Raw genomic sequence first — 14,146 nt, forward strand, 5'->3', positions numbered from 1 at the left:
TCTGTAATGCAGTTTTTTACCGCCTTCAAACTCGAAGGTAATGCACTCTTGATTAAATCCGCAACGAGCGCAACACTCGCTGTTATGGATAAGGTTCAAGCTACCTTGTCAAACACTTAAGAAAGACATTTCTGGCACCGTTGATATCACGATCAACGGTGAAGCCCTCACCCTTTATAATTTTGGAAGAACCTAATTTTTCGTCAATGGTCCCGTTCCATGATTGAGTCTTGGATGTATAGGCTTCGTTGCAATCAACTACATGCTTTCCATACTTTTTTGCGTACCACTTAAGCCGCTTTTTGAATTGGTAGTGATTGAGGTCAAGCATCTGGCGGCAGGTGTTACGGCGAATGGTGCGAACCTTCTTATCTTTGCGTGTGACCATACCTCTTGTCTCAAAGGTTGGCAAAAATACAACGTCGTAGTTCGACACCAGCTCGAACGCCAGCCGGTTATGCAGATCAAGAACAATGTCATCCTTTTTGCGTTTCAGCCGGTCAATTTCCCTGTTGAAATGAATAATCCGATCTCTTGCCCACTGGGGCATGTCGGGGAACTTAACGCCCTTCTGCGTGTTCAGGATTTTTTGCTTTTGACTGATCAAGCTGTCCACTTGTTTCATCAGTGGGAACAGCTTTGTTTTTGCAACGTTATCACCCGCTATCAATGCCTCTTTTTCGCTGTAGCACGTGGCAAAGGTGCGAACTCCGGGGTCAACTCCAATGCATCTAACCTTCCCTTGGATTTCGGGATTTAGCTCAATATGTTGTTGAACCTGAATGAACCAGCGACCTTTGTCGTAGGTTACGACACAAGATTTACCAATCGCTTCTGCTGGCACATCTTCTGCCAGGTGAATCTTGCCAAGAGCCTGTACGCAGGGATTTAATCCCTTTGGCAAACGGTCAATAGAGAATGAGTGCCTGCTACCTTTGCGGCTTTTGAAACTGATTTCTGCAAAGCCCTCTTTAGCTCCCTTGAGCTTCTTGTTGTGCTCGCAGACCGCTTTGAATGTGGTCGCTGCCGCCAGTGTTCCATTATCAGAAACAATCGAGTTATAAGCCCTGCCACTTTCTTTTTGCTCCTGCTCCACTTGAGCTTTAATGGCGGGTCGCATGTTGATGAATTTTCCGCTGGCATCTTTATAGTCATCGTTACGGAAACGCTCAACAGCAAGGTTGTACGACCTCCTATAGAGCATCAGGGCATCGTGATAGGCTTGCTCATTCTCTGGGTAAAACCTGATCTTTTTTGACGCTACTATCTTTGCGTCTTTTAGCAGATCGCTTCCCGTAGTGGCTATTGCAGAATGAGGTAATGAAACCGATAAGCTCTTGGGTGTCGAATGGCTCACAGGCGTTATCCGGGTCATCCAAAACTTCGATTTGTCCTCCCGATAATTCAACAAGCCACTTGATAAGTTCAAATCCTGATCGGGCAAGGCGATCTTTTGTGGCAACCACAATATGGGTTGGATTTCCGCACACCGCTGATTCCAGAATGGTTTGCAGTGTTTTTCGCTCAAAGTTGAAAGCACTGGCAATGTCGCTGAGAAATTCTGCGTCAGGATGTTTTTGGAGTAAGATATGCTTTTGCGTGTCGATGCTGGATTTTTGCTTTCCAGAACTGACTCTTGCATAGCATATCTTCCTTTACTGGCTAATGAATATGCGGAAGTGACCACCACTGGTTTGCTTCACTTTTTCGTAGTGACCGCTTTCGATCTTGCGCCTTATAGTTTGGCTGGTCAAGCCTTCAATCTTGGCGAGCTTTGTAGCTGAAACCCACAAGATAAATTCACCTTTTAATGATTTATCTTGTGTCTAGCGTAATTGATTTTGCGATTGTTGCAATTTTATTTGACTGACCCAAAGGGCCTAAAGCATGGGAACCAGAGTTTTGCTACATCCTCAGGTGGGAGAGGATTTAGAAGTCGTGCTTTCCAAAATCCATGTTTGTTACAATAGTTGGTCTGCAAAGGTACTACGGATTCATGCATGAGCCAGCTGTTACATCAATTACTGTTTGATCAGGCCGAAAAAGCACCTCTGTCTCAGGCTCTGGGGATTAAATCTCAGTGGTATGATTATGCTTCGGTTGCCCTGCATGTAAAAAGCGTGGCTTCAGGCTTGCAGAGTCTGGGATTATCGAGGCACGCAAGAGTCGCTGTTTATCTGCCAAAAACTGCTGAAGCAGTATTCAGTTATCTTGGAACAACGGCGGCCGGTGGCGTCATGGTGCCTGTCAATCCGGTGTTGAAAGCACCTCAGGTGTTGCATATTCTGACGGATTGCAAAGCCAGTGTTCTGATTACTAATAAGGCTCGCTTCAAGCAGATTGAGGCCAGCCTGACCGATTGCCACGATTTGAGTCATATCATTTTGGTGGATGGGCACTCTGAAGAGGAAAGTCGTGTTCAGGTTATTGCCTGGTCAGATTTCCTGAAGGAGGAGAAGGCCTGGTTTCAACCGCCCTCTATTGATATGGATATGGCCGCGATTCTCTATACCTCCGGAAGTACCGGTAGGCCCAAGGGGGTGGTACTTTCTCATCGTAATATGGTGACCGGAGCTTATAGTGTCTCTGAATATCTCGAAAATACTCATCATGACCGACTCTTGTGTGTACTGCCGTTTAGCTTTGACTATGGTTTCAGTCAATTAACCACTGCCTTTGCCTCCGGTGCCAGCTGTTATCTGCTGGAGTATCTGCTGCCCGGAGATATCATCAAACAAGTGGCTCAGCAGAAAATTACCGGCCTGGCTCTGGTGCCACCCCTTTGGGTACAGCTTTCTGAAATGAGCTGGCCTGAAGAAGCCGCATTGAGTCTGAGGTATTTCACGAATTCTGGTGGAGCTATGCCATCGTCAACCCTGGATGCACTTAGAAATAAATTGCCACAGACTTCACCTTATTTAATGTATGGCCTGACAGAAGCCTTTCGATCGAGTTATCTGCCACCCGAAGACGTGGACCGTCGTCCAGGCTCCATGGGCAGGGCTATTCCCAATGCTGAATTACTGGTTATCAATGAGCATGGACTACCCTGTAAACCCCATGAGCCGGGAGAACTGGTGCATCGGGGAAGTCTGGTGGCACTGGGCTATTGGAATGATCCTGAACGAACCAAAGAGCGTTTCAAACCCGTACCTTTGTCGATTCAGGAAATTCCAACCCCTGAGCTGGCTGTCTGGTCGGGTGATACTGTTACCCAGGATGAAGACGGTTATTTGTATTTCGTCGGTCGCAAAGATGACATGATCAAGACGTCAGGCTATCGGGTAAGTCCCAGTGAGCTTGAAGAGCTAATGTACGCATCTGGAATGGTATTGGAAGTGGCTGCTATTGGTGTTTCCCATGACCAGCTGGGTCAGGCTATCGTACTTATCGTGGTATCTGCGACAGATGAGCCTGTTGAAGAGAAAGCAGTTATCAAGTATATCCAAAAACACATGCCAACCTATATGATGCCTTTGCGGGTAATTACTCAAAGTGCTTTAGCCAGAAACCCTAACGGCAAAATAGACAGAAAAACCTTAGCTGCAGAGTATGAAAATCTGTTTGTATCCGGAGAAAGTAAATGAGCAAGCAGCATGATCGTCTGCAGAGAATTTCAGTCAAGAATAATCATCTTCAGGTCGCTGGCCGTCCTGCTGAGCAGCTGGTGGCCATGGCCGGCGGAACACCTTGTTACATATACGACAGAAAGTCTCTCACTGAGCGGGTACAGTCCCTACGTTCGGTGATGCCTTCTGACTTAAAGTTGCATTATGCGATCAAAGCCAATCCAATGCCCGCTGTTGTTTATCATCTGGCAGGTCTTGTCGATGGCCTGGATGTGGCTTCCCAGAGGGAAATGATGGTCGCTATAAGTTCGGGTATTGATCCTGAATCGATTAGCTTTGCCGGGCCTGCAAAAAGAGTAGAAGAACTCAGGGCGGCTGTGGCCGCCAGTATCGTGATTAATGTTGAATCCAGTTTGGAACTGGAGAGGCTTTACCAGCTTTCCTTGGAGTTGCCGATAAAGCCCAAAATCGCTTTTCGGGTCAATCCTGATTTTGAACTTAAGTCCTCTGGCATGAAAATGGCTGGAGGTCCGAAACAGTTTGGTATTGACGCAGAATTAATGCCTGACGTGTTATCCGGGCTGGATACCGAAAAAGTAGACTTTTATGGTTTTCATATTTATTCCGGCTCACAGAATCTGAATCCGGATGCATTGATAGATGCTCACGGGAAAACATTTGAGCTGGCTGCACGACTTTGTGATTTGGCTCCTGTTCCGGTTCGGCATGTCAACATAGGTGGCGGCTTGGGGATTCCCTATTTTCCGGGTGAACAGGCGCTGGATCTTATCCCTGTTGCTGAACATTTGAAAAAGTTGATGGAGGCTCGCTCGGGCCGATTAAAAAACGCTGAGATAGTCATGGAGTTAGGCCGATATCTGGTCGGTGAAGCGGGTTACTATTTCTGCCAGATTACTGATAAAAAAAAATCCAGGGGGCAAACCTACCTGATGACAGATGGAGGGCTGCATCACCACCTGTCGAACTCTGGCAATTTTGGTCAGGTTATCCGTAAAAACTACCCCGTGCTGATTGCCAGTCGCATCGCATCGGAAGAGAAAGAAATCGTTGAGATCGTTGGGCCTTTGTGCACGCCTCTGGATATTGTTGGGGCCAAGCTGGAGCTGCCTGTAGCCGGAGTGGGTGATCTGGTTGTTGTACTTCAGTCAGGCGCCTATGGAGCCACGGCCAGTCCGCAGAAGTTCTTGAGTCATCCCGAAGTGAAAGAGATTTTGATTTGAGATGGGTCAGTTAATAGCAACAGGTTTGTGAATAAAGCAGGTGAGCAAGTATGAAAACTGTTCTGGTGAAGGTGTCGGACTTTCGAGAAAACTTGCAATTTTGGCTTTCCCGGGTCAGCAGCGGAGATAGCCTTGCCCTGTCCAGGCATGGCAAAACTATCGCCCGTATTATCCCAGAGCCAGATGGGCAGAGTGAGGCCAGGAACAGACTAAACAACATGGCCTCTCGGTCTCAGATAGATGATGTTATGTCCCCAATTGGGGAAAGCTGGGATGCTATGTCAGATTTCGTATAAAAAAACGTTCAGGGGGCTGACTTTTCTGATGACCGATCAGGACTTTCTCAGCCATCCTTATGTCGGGGAATTACTCATGTGATGTCTGCAACAGATAAACCAGAAGCTAAAGTACGTGAGGCGGTGGCTGAGGATTTTGCCTGGGTTTATCCTTTGTTAAGGCAGCTAAACAGCACACGATTTACAGAAGCCATATGGAAGAGGCTGTTTACTAATCTTTGGGGACAGGAGAATTGGTCAGCGGGTTACGTTCTGGATACGGGTGAAAAAATAGTGGGTTTTCTTGGCGGGCTCTATTCTGAGGAAATTGTTGGCGGGCAGAGGCAAGTGACCTGTAACCTGACAGCATGGATTGTTGATGAAGCATATCGCAGTTCCTCCTTGATGCTATTGATGCCTTTTTTGCGTAAAAAGTCCGTGGTGCTCACCAGCCTGACCTCTTCACCTGAGGCCTATGCCGTTTATAAAAGGCTTGGGTTTAAGGATCTTGATACCCACGCCAGAGTCATTTATCCATGGCCACCTTTTATGCATTCTCCAGAGTTGGTCACTGATCCAGAGAAGGTGAGAAAACTATTGAATGATCAGGAGCGCCAGTGTTTTGATGCTCATCTTCCTTTGGATGTTGGGCAGTATGTGATCAGGAAGGAAGATCGTGTCTGTTATTTATTGATTACTCGTCGTTTAAATCGAGGTCACATACACCGGGTAGGCGATGTCGAACTGTTCAGAGAAACCATCAGCCAGGTGCGATGGCCTCTCTGTAAAACATTGGGTGTTAAGGCATTACAGGTTGATGAGCGGTGGCTGGCTGGAAAACGATTGTTGTTGTCTCGTTTGAAACGCTTTTCTCAACCGAAGCAATACAGAGGCAGCATTCCGGCAGACAGGGTGAATGCCAGTTACTCAGAATTGGTGGTCTTGGCAACAAACTGAAGTGCTGCTTTTTGTCTCTAGAGGCCGTAGGAATTGTTTGAGTTGGTGGTTTTGTAAGCTTAGGTCGTGCCTTGGTTTCGCCTGATCTCATTGGCCAGCCAGTATTTAATCAGTGACTGATAAGGCATATCTCTTTTTTTGGCCTCTTGTTTAATGCCGTCCAGCAAGCTTTCCGGCAGCCGTAAGGATATGGTCTTGGTTGAAGGCTTCAGGTTCGGCAAGGTAACAGCTTCAGCCTTGCACCAGTCCACATAATCACTTGAGTCGTGGTGTTCCCAGAACGCTCGCTCTTCTTCCTCGGTTTTGAAATCAGGTCGTTTTCGTGTATCGCTCATAGGCTGTTTCGGAACAAAAAATGACTCAGGAAACCTGATCAATATAGCTCAACAAACTACCAACCGTTTCGAAGATGGTGGCATCAATATCATCATCTGCCACGTTGATGCCAAAAGACTCTTCCATAGCAGTGATCACACCCACTACAGCCATGGAGTCAAACTCAGGAAGAGCGCCCAAAAGCTGGGTCTCTTTGTCAAAGGCCTGGGTGTCGACTTCCAGCACTTCCGCCAGTATCGTTTTGAGTTCGTCAATGTGTGCCATTTATATTTCCTGGTACTGCCGATCTGGAGCCCGGCCCTTGAACAGTCTGTACAAATAAATCAGAGAGGCAACTCTATAGAGTTTCGGGGTCGGCATCAAGCCAGAGATGTTGGCAAATCTGCTGCATTCTGGTTGACTCTTTGAGTTCCGCTCAGTTTATTGAAGACAGCAAATAACGACCATAAACACTTTATCAAAAGGCCTGCCGCCAGCTCTTGAAACTCTGACTCATTAATCCAGCCATTTCTTCATAAAATCTCTTCCAGAGAGGCAATTTGTTTCTCTGTCGTTTGAACGAAGCAGTGGCTTTGGATGCAGAATAGGATGAGCTGGGCTCATAAGGTGATTGCTCCGTAAAGAGGTTCCACCCAAACCATCATACACCTCATCATTTAAGGGGTACGATTTGTATTTCTCTCTAATTACCAAACCACCTGGTGGCCAAGAAATTAGCCCAGAATTGTCTAAGCGCACTTTTCTAATATCTTTGATTGGTGACTTTTAAGAAAAGATTGTAGGCTATGAAGGTGATTGCATTTGGTATTTTGAAGCCTTTTTCATAAGCCCAGCATTTTATGTCATTTTTTATTTTTGGGTTGTTCTTTATTAGTCGATATAAGAAATATGAAAAGTTACTCTTGCAGTTGCAAAAAATACTGACAAAATTATATAGTCTTTCTAAAGTATGTTTGTATTCTTTGAACTCATCTCTGCTGATTTTATGCTTGTTTTTTATTACTTCGTAATGAAAAAATATTTCTTTGTCTTTAAATGAATAGCCGAGATTTTCTGAGTTTCTTTTTATGGAGCTAGTTAGGGCGTATTTGTTTTTTTCTACTAACTTTTTAGAAAGTTGGTTTGAATGTATTCTGTATTTCACTAATGGCTTTTTAATGATTCCTAACTGACATCTACTTTCTGTTATAGTTCTCATTAGGAAGTCGTAGTCTTCAGCAAAGTCTATAGAACTATCGAATTGTAAGTTTCTTATTGACTCTGCTCTCATCATTACTGTAGAGCAAGGTATAGTTTTTCTGAAAAAAAAGTAATTGAACTTTAGGCTGTTATCTTTCTCTGGATAAGACTTTATTTTGTTTTTCTTAGTATTGAACTCTTTTATCCATGAACCACAAACATCAATATTATTTGATTTCATGTAGTTGATTTGTTCTTCTAGTCTGAACGGATAGCATATATCATCAGAATCTATAAGAGCAATATAAGATCCCGAAGCAACTGATAAGCCTTTGTTTCTAGCTTTCGATACTCCAAAATTTTCTTGCTCTAAATACTTTATTCTTTTCTCCCGGTCTTTTATTTTTAAAATAACATCCTTTGTTTTATCAGTGGAACCATCATTGATAACTATTATCTCAATGTTATTATAGGTTTGGTTTATTATTGAAATTAAGCAATCTTCAATGTAAAGCTCAGAATTGAAAGCGGGTATAATTACACTAATAAGATTTTCTTGGGTGTTCATTGGTAAGCTTTATCCGCATTGGGGAAAATTCCTTTATTAGATAGAGAATGTGTTATCCCCAGGTTCTTTGTTACTTATCTTTAGTCAATTTATATAAATTCTTACTGATTTCTTGAAAAACTTAAAGGCGAGGCATTAGTTTTTATTTTAATAGCTATAGCTATTCCTAGAGGTAGCCAGAAATTAATCCAGTATATATGTGGCTTTGTGAAAATTTTGCTCACATCGGTTATATAAGAAAAAAGTCCTATGCACAGCAAAGCAATTGCAATTTTAGTATTGATGTTTTCTCTACTGGTATATAAGTGTTTTATCAGTAAACATATTAAAAGTACAAACAAAAATAAGCCAATAAAACCCAGCTCATAGAATACTTGTAGATATATATTATGAGCGTGAAAGGCTATAGTTCTATTTTGATTGTATGGTATTTGAAATTTTGCTCCGACACCGTGACCAAACCAAAACCTTTCAAGAGACTTTTTGTAGGTTGTAATCCAAATGCTTCCCCTTTCACTAAATGTTTTATTAAGAAAATCTTCTGATTCTTCTAATGACTCCATGAATTTAAAGTTTGAGCCAGTTACACTTATTCCAGACGAGTTAATTTTTATTTCGTTAGTGGCATAAATTGACTGACTGTTATTTAATCTGTCTGAAATACTTGTTGATATTTGGTCAGAAAAGTAAATTATAGAGCTTGAAATTGTTATAGCTAGCAGTGCAATGGTTGATTTTTTATTCTTTATAAGAATCCATGAAAGAAAGTAAGATAAGAATAAGGAGATTATGGGGCCTCTGGACCAGGTAAGCATGACATAGGTGTTGAGTATTAATAATGAAGTTAACTGTAAGAAAGATCTGGCTTTTGATGATTTTCTATCCGAAAAAAGCACAAATAAAATAGCTGAAAACGAACCGTAATAGATAGCGGCCGGGATTGGGTTGTCGAGATTTCCAAAGCCCCAGTCACCCATGTTGCTGATTCTATATTCTCGAACTCCGGTGGGTGCATCCAGAATAAAGAAGTGATTCAATAATGAGATAGCTGCACCAATAGAGATTATTAGTGCTGATGTTTCGAGTATTCGGCTGAAATCCCAATAATCTGAACGAAGTAGCATATATATGCTGAATATAAATAAAACAATGTATATACCATCTTTGACAAACCTACCTGCATCTTCATCTGTGTCCGACCACAAGAAGGACAGAATGTATAGGACTATAAAACATAGGGTCAATATTGTTAAGGTATTGAGCCTATGTTCTTTGAATACTTCCTTACCCGAAGAGAGGAACAGTATAAATGCAGGAAGAATAAGCCAAGTATAAGTTTGAGAGATATGTGAGCTGTTGTTTGGAAGTATGATCTGACCTGTTAGGAAAATAATCATACCAAATGGAATAATCCATTTTAAAATAATGTGGTTGGTTTTATCTTGTATCGATATATTCATAAATAAAAAATATAAGATTCTAGCTCTATATGCTATCTCTTTAGAATCCTAATGCCTAAGTATTTTTTGGGTTGAAGATTTGACTAGAAATACAGCGAATATAAGCATATCCTTCGCCTTTTCTTTATTTGGTAGAGCAATGACTGAACGCAAGAAGCAGATTTTACAGCTTCAGAACAGCTTTAATGTCATGTCTTCTGACTTGGCAGAACAAATCATCAAGGCGTTGCCATCTGATCAGTACGAAATTACAACAGCCTTTCTAAAAGGAAAGCCAGAAGCGGGACAACCCGTTAGTGCTGCCGGAAATTCGGTCTATTTTGATTTTAGTAATAAGCAGCTCAAAGGGATTCGACGCTGGTTTGCTATACGAAAATTGTTACGCTTTTGCCGAGAACATCATTTTGACGGCATCATATGCCATCGCTTCAAACCGGCTCACATCATGCTCAACCTTGCCAGGAAGCTGAACACAAAAGCTTTTATCAGTATCGCCCATGGTTTTGGTGATTACGACCGCTCTTACCGGCAAAAGCTGGTTAACAGACTGGTCGATGAACGCTGGTGCTTTGTAGGGGTATCGAAGCCGGTTCAGAGCTATCTTATGAACACTATAAATCGCTTGAATGAGAGCAATACGGCAGCGATCGGTAATGCTATTGATATTGAACAGGCTGTTTCGGTACAGCTAAGCCGTGAGCAGGCGAGGCTAGAACTGGGGTTGCCTGACGATCGTTTTATTTTTGGCACTATAGGTCGATTGGTCGAGATTAAAGGCCATGCTGTAATGATTGATGCTCTGGCTCACATTAACCGGAAATATCCGACTGCTGCAGTGGCCATTATTGGTTGGGGTGAGGAAGAACAAAGCCTCAGGCAGCAGATCAATAACCTTGGTTTGCAAAACAGTGTTTTCCTGCTTGGAAAGAGAGAAGAAGCCATCAAATATGTTAAGGCATTTGATGTCTTCACTCTGCCCTCCTTCACAGAAGGTCTGCCCCTCGCGTTATTGGAGGGCATGTCGGGAGCTTTACCCATCATAGGTTCAGATATAGATACCATAAAACCTTACATAGAAGGGTTAGGGCAGGTATCTAAAGCGGGTGATCCGGAGAGTTTGGCTAAGGCCATGGAATATTATCTTTCACTGCCACCTGCTGCTATGGCAGAGGAGGGTCGTCATCTCTACGAGGCACTTTGTACAAGACACAATATTAATGATTTTCGAGAGTCCTATCGCGATCTGTTGGATAAGATGCTAACCCGAAAAAGTTGAGCCATACGTAATTAAAAACTGGTTACATTGAAATATGAAATCGTTATTCAGAGCCTTGAAACTATCAGGCATTTTTGCGGTGCTGGCTGTAATTGGTGCAGGCATGTACCTATACACCAGCTGGCTCTGGATAATGCTTTTCTTCATGGCCTATATTCTACACGGGCTATTTTTTGCCGATCATATTTACTATCGAAGACACTGTGATTATCAGTGGGAAGTCGATAGTAAAGATTTCCAGCAAGCCGTGTTTAATGAATCTGTTTTGATGTTACCTGAATCATTAAGAACAGGGGAGCACACTGTTTTTCTCAAAGTTAAGATCAGTGCGAAATTTACCGGAAAGCTTTTTGATCCTGCTCTGAGGATTCTATCCAATGGTCAGAAGTACGCCCAGTTCTTTGAGCGCAGTTGTAAAGGCTTCCGTTATATCAATCTAACCCCTGCTATAGAAGCGTTGGAGTATGCAGAGACATTGAGTCTCAGTGGCAGGCATTGTCGTTTTGACAAAGAAAATGCCGAACTGATTGCATTTAAAAAGCCTGATCTGGTGGGCAAAAAAGTTTTATTTATCTCCCCTCACGCGGATGATGCCGAAATTGCGGCTTTCGGTCTCTATAAAAATACCGACAGTCTTGTTGTAACCATTACCGCCGGAGAGGCTGAGCCAGAAACTTTTGATCGCTACATCAGCGATAAACAACAGGCTGCCATTATGAAGGGCAGGGTAAGAGCCTGGGACAGTATCATGGTGCCACAATGGGCAGGACTGAAGAGTGATCGGGTGATCCAGCTGGGTTACTTTTGCAAGCATTTAAAAAAAATGTACGACAGCCCTGACCAAACCATGACATCTGAATATGCAGGGATATCGGATACCCGGGTTTTTCGGGAGTTTAACCATATCAAGCTGGCTTCTGATAACCATGGCACAGCCAGCTGGCAGCAGCTGGTTGATGATCTTGCAGAGCTTGTCTTCCTCTTTCAGCCTGACTATGTGGTGACACCACACCTTAATGTAGATGTCCATCAGGATCATCAATACAGCACTGTGGCTATCCACGAAGCGATTATAAATAGTGGTCAGACAGATGTTTTTGTCATGTATTACGCCAACCACTTGGCCAATACAGATATGCACCCGTTTGGTCCATCTGGTTCCATTGTATCCCTGCCTCCTGTGACTGGTGATGCAGTGAAACTGTCGGGTGCATTCTCCTACACCCTGAATGATTCAGAGCAAAAAAATAAGATTATGGCCATAGAGATGAACCATGATCTACGAAGGCCTGTCCGATTCAAAAAGTGGTTGAGAAAGCGTCTTCAGAAAGCACTGATCAAGCGCTATCGACCAGACTATGGAGAGGACGAGTTTTTTAGAAAATCAGTTAGGTCTAATGAGATTTTCTTTTATTAATCTTTCACGGTTACTTCCAAATACAGTATATTGCAGAACGAATAGCTTTTCTTAGAGATGCAATATGTAGTAATGCTGCTGGTGATTGTTTTACTGCATTTAAATAGTACCTTAGGGCTTGGCTGTATCTACCTGACATATAGAGTGACCTGAAAAGAGATAACAAGCGTCGTACAGTATAGTCGGCTTTATACTTCATCATATTCTCTGGAATCTTACCATTAGAGAATACTTCCTCAACCAGATCCAAGCCAATAGACAAGTCCTTATCTACATTATGTCTCATGCTAGTTGAGTGTTTGTGGATTTTAGCTACGGGCTTGTTTAGAGATTGACAATTAAAGTTGGCAAGAATGTAGGCAAAAACTGGAATATCTTCAACGCATCGAAATTTTTCCGGATATTTATAATTGTCAAAAACACGACGGTGCATAGCGGATGCGCCATGAGAAACCGGAATGCTATCTTCAATTAAGTACTTTTTAAACCTCTTTTCTGGGTTTGATGGTATTGGAGGCCTAGGACGGAGTCGTTCATTGCCTTCGGGTGTAACTGAAATATGTGCTCCAATAATAAAATCAGGTTCGGAGTGATCTTTTATAAATAACTCAAGATTATGGAGCGAATTTTCAGTCAACTCATCGTCTGCATCCAAGAAAATGAGATATTTTCCGGAAGTCACCTGAATACCAAGGTTTCTGACTGCAGCTTGACCTCGGTTGCTCTGATTAATAACACGAAAATGATGCTTACTTTTTTTCTGTAAGTCGCTTAGTAGCTCTTCAGTATTATCCTTCGAGCCATCATTAATAACTAATAATTCAAAACTTTCCTTGTTCTGCTTAAAAACAGAATGGATAGCTCTTTCAAGTGTATGAGCATAGTTATAGGTTGGTATTATAATACTGAAAAGTGGATTATCAACAGACTTTCTTATTTCAGACATTGTCTCGAAGTTCTTTTATTAGGCTTGAAAATAGAGAATAAGCCTTTGGTTCTTCTTTCCAGTTTCTATCAAAGCGCTCCAAATCTTTAGGGTGTTTCTCGAAAAATCGAATTTCTGACTGGAAGGATTTTAATGAATCCAAGTCAATCAGGAACGCATGATGATTTTGGATGATGAAGTTATGTGCTTTCAAATCACCATGAATAATCAGAGATCGTTTCAAGGTATAAAGTATGTCATCTATTTCCTGAGCAACCGCAGGCCATTCAGGCTGAGGCTCAGCGCCTTCAGCAAAATATTTCATAGCATGAATACTTTCGACATATTCATGAATAACATAGCTGGTCTGTTTAAAAGGCCCCCAGCGCTTTTCCAGAAGGGCGACGGGCCGTGCTGTCGGGATGCCAATGCTCTCCAGTAACTGAGTAGCATGCCAGGTTACAGCTGCTCTTGATGGAATAAGGCTACGAGTCAGGCTGTAGAGAAACCCTTTTGAATTGTACCTTTTGATGAAATACTGTTTTTTCCCGGATGTCACAACTGCGACGGTCGTGGCTTTACCTGTCTTGATGATATGGCCTTGTCGGATAAAGGGGCCGGGGTCAGCAAGAAGGTTTGAAAGCTCCGGGCATTCATCTCTCTGATCGGTAATAGCCAACTGAAACCAGGACTTCTGATAACTAAATCCCCTCCTGGGCTTTAGACATTCTTGCAGCTTTAATTCTTTCTGCTTGCGAATACGTTGTATTTTGTTCAACAGTTCGAGTGGGGCTTTGTGCGTCTCAAGAAAGCGATCAAACTTGGGTGGTAGTTCGGCAAAATGTTCAGGTTGTTCACCAGCCAACAAAGCCTGGCGGATAAACTCGGACTTTTCGGAATCAGAGCTCAGTGCCTGCCATTTCTGAAGGAATGGATCAGGCAT

At 42.8% G+C, this 14,146-nt stretch carries 14 protein-coding genes; 6 read left to right on the forward strand and 8 right to left on the reverse strand.

The window, feature by feature from the left end; genetic code table 11:
- Window positions 1–100: 100 nt before the first annotated feature.
- A complete protein-coding gene (locus tag P6910_RS01995) occupies window positions 101–1,306 on the reverse strand; it encodes an RNA-guided endonuclease InsQ/TnpB family protein (RefSeq protein WP_410493910.1) in 1,206 nt (401 codons plus the stop codon).
- On the reverse strand, window positions 1,227–1,649 hold the full coding sequence (locus P6910_RS26645; protein WP_410493911.1) for an IS607 family transposase: 423 nt from the start codon (window positions 1,647–1,649) through the stop codon (window positions 1,227–1,229). The genes P6910_RS01995 and P6910_RS26645 overlap by 80 nt, the downstream gene beginning before the upstream one ends.
- Between P6910_RS26645 and P6910_RS02000 the strand changes: the two genes are divergently transcribed.
- The 4 genes from P6910_RS02000 (at window position 1,590) to P6910_RS02015 (ending at window position 6,042) form a co-directional block, all read left to right on the forward strand.
- Window positions 1,590–1,784, forward strand: coding sequence for a hypothetical protein (locus P6910_RS02000; RefSeq protein WP_317144617.1), 195 nt, complete (start codon window positions 1,590–1,592; stop codon window positions 1,782–1,784). The genes P6910_RS26645 and P6910_RS02000 overlap by 60 nt on opposite strands.
- A gap of 216 nt (window positions 1,785–2,000) precedes the next feature.
- Complete coding sequence (locus P6910_RS02005; RefSeq protein WP_317144618.1) at window positions 2,001–3,587, forward strand: acyl-CoA ligase (AMP-forming), exosortase A system-associated; 1,587 nt, start codon at window positions 2,001–2,003, stop codon at window positions 3,585–3,587.
- Window positions 3,584–4,810, forward strand: a complete 1,227-nt coding sequence (locus P6910_RS02010; protein WP_317144619.1) for a pyridoxal-dependent decarboxylase, exosortase A system-associated — start codon at window positions 3,584–3,586, stop codon at window positions 4,808–4,810. The genes P6910_RS02005 and P6910_RS02010 overlap by 4 nt, the downstream gene beginning before the upstream one ends.
- 377 nt (window positions 4,811–5,187) lie before the next feature.
- A complete protein-coding gene (locus tag P6910_RS02015) occupies window positions 5,188–6,042 on the forward strand; it encodes a hypothetical protein (protein WP_317144620.1) in 855 nt (284 codons plus the stop codon).
- A gap of 59 nt (window positions 6,043–6,101) precedes the next feature.
- On the opposite strand, the gene P6910_RS02020 is transcribed toward P6910_RS02015, so the two are convergent.
- The 4 genes from P6910_RS02020 to P6910_RS02035 form a co-directional block, all read right to left on the reverse strand.
- Complete coding sequence (locus tag P6910_RS02020) at window positions 6,102–6,377, reverse strand: BrnA antitoxin family protein (RefSeq protein WP_317144621.1); 276 nt, start codon at window positions 6,375–6,377, stop codon at window positions 6,102–6,104.
- 25 nt (window positions 6,378–6,402) lie between these two features.
- Window positions 6,403–6,642: an acyl carrier protein gene (locus P6910_RS02025; protein WP_317144622.1), complete on the reverse strand. Its 240-nt coding sequence runs from the start codon at window positions 6,640–6,642 to the stop codon at window positions 6,403–6,405.
- A gap of 478 nt (window positions 6,643–7,120) precedes the next feature.
- A complete protein-coding gene (locus P6910_RS02030) occupies window positions 7,121–8,125 on the reverse strand; it encodes a glycosyltransferase family 2 protein (RefSeq protein WP_317144623.1) in 1,005 nt (334 codons plus the stop codon).
- A gap of 101 nt (window positions 8,126–8,226) precedes the next feature.
- Window positions 8,227–9,585 carry an O-antigen ligase family protein gene (locus P6910_RS02035; protein WP_317144624.1) on the reverse strand — a complete coding sequence of 453 codons (1,359 nt, stop codon included), beginning with the start codon at window positions 9,583–9,585 and terminating at the stop codon, window positions 8,227–8,229.
- Window positions 9,586–9,724: 139 nt separating this feature from the next.
- Between P6910_RS02035 and P6910_RS02040 the strand changes: the two genes are divergently transcribed.
- Window positions 9,725–10,861: a glycosyltransferase gene (locus tag P6910_RS02040; RefSeq protein ID WP_317144625.1), complete on the forward strand. Its 1,137-nt coding sequence runs from the start codon at window positions 9,725–9,727 to the stop codon at window positions 10,859–10,861.
- Window positions 10,862–10,895: 34 nt separating this feature from the next.
- A complete protein-coding gene (locus tag P6910_RS02045; protein WP_317144626.1) occupies window positions 10,896–12,278 on the forward strand; it encodes a PIG-L family deacetylase in 1,383 nt (460 codons plus the stop codon).
- Window positions 12,279–12,288: 10 nt separating this feature from the next.
- Here P6910_RS02045 and P6910_RS02050 read toward each other — a convergent pair whose 3' ends face one another.
- Both P6910_RS02050 and P6910_RS02055 read right to left on the reverse strand, forming a co-directional pair.
- Window positions 12,289–13,224, reverse strand: coding sequence for a glycosyltransferase family 2 protein (locus P6910_RS02050; RefSeq protein WP_317144627.1), 936 nt, complete (start codon window positions 13,222–13,224; stop codon window positions 12,289–12,291).
- A complete protein-coding gene (locus P6910_RS02055) occupies window positions 13,217–14,146 on the reverse strand; it encodes a lipopolysaccharide kinase InaA family protein (RefSeq protein ID WP_317144628.1) in 930 nt (309 codons plus the stop codon). Before P6910_RS02055 ends, P6910_RS02050 begins: the two co-directional genes overlap by 8 nt.

It is taken from the genome of Endozoicomonas sp. 8E, assembly GCF_032883915.1.
GTDB lineage: Bacteria > Pseudomonadota > Gammaproteobacteria > Pseudomonadales > Endozoicomonadaceae > Endozoicomonas_A.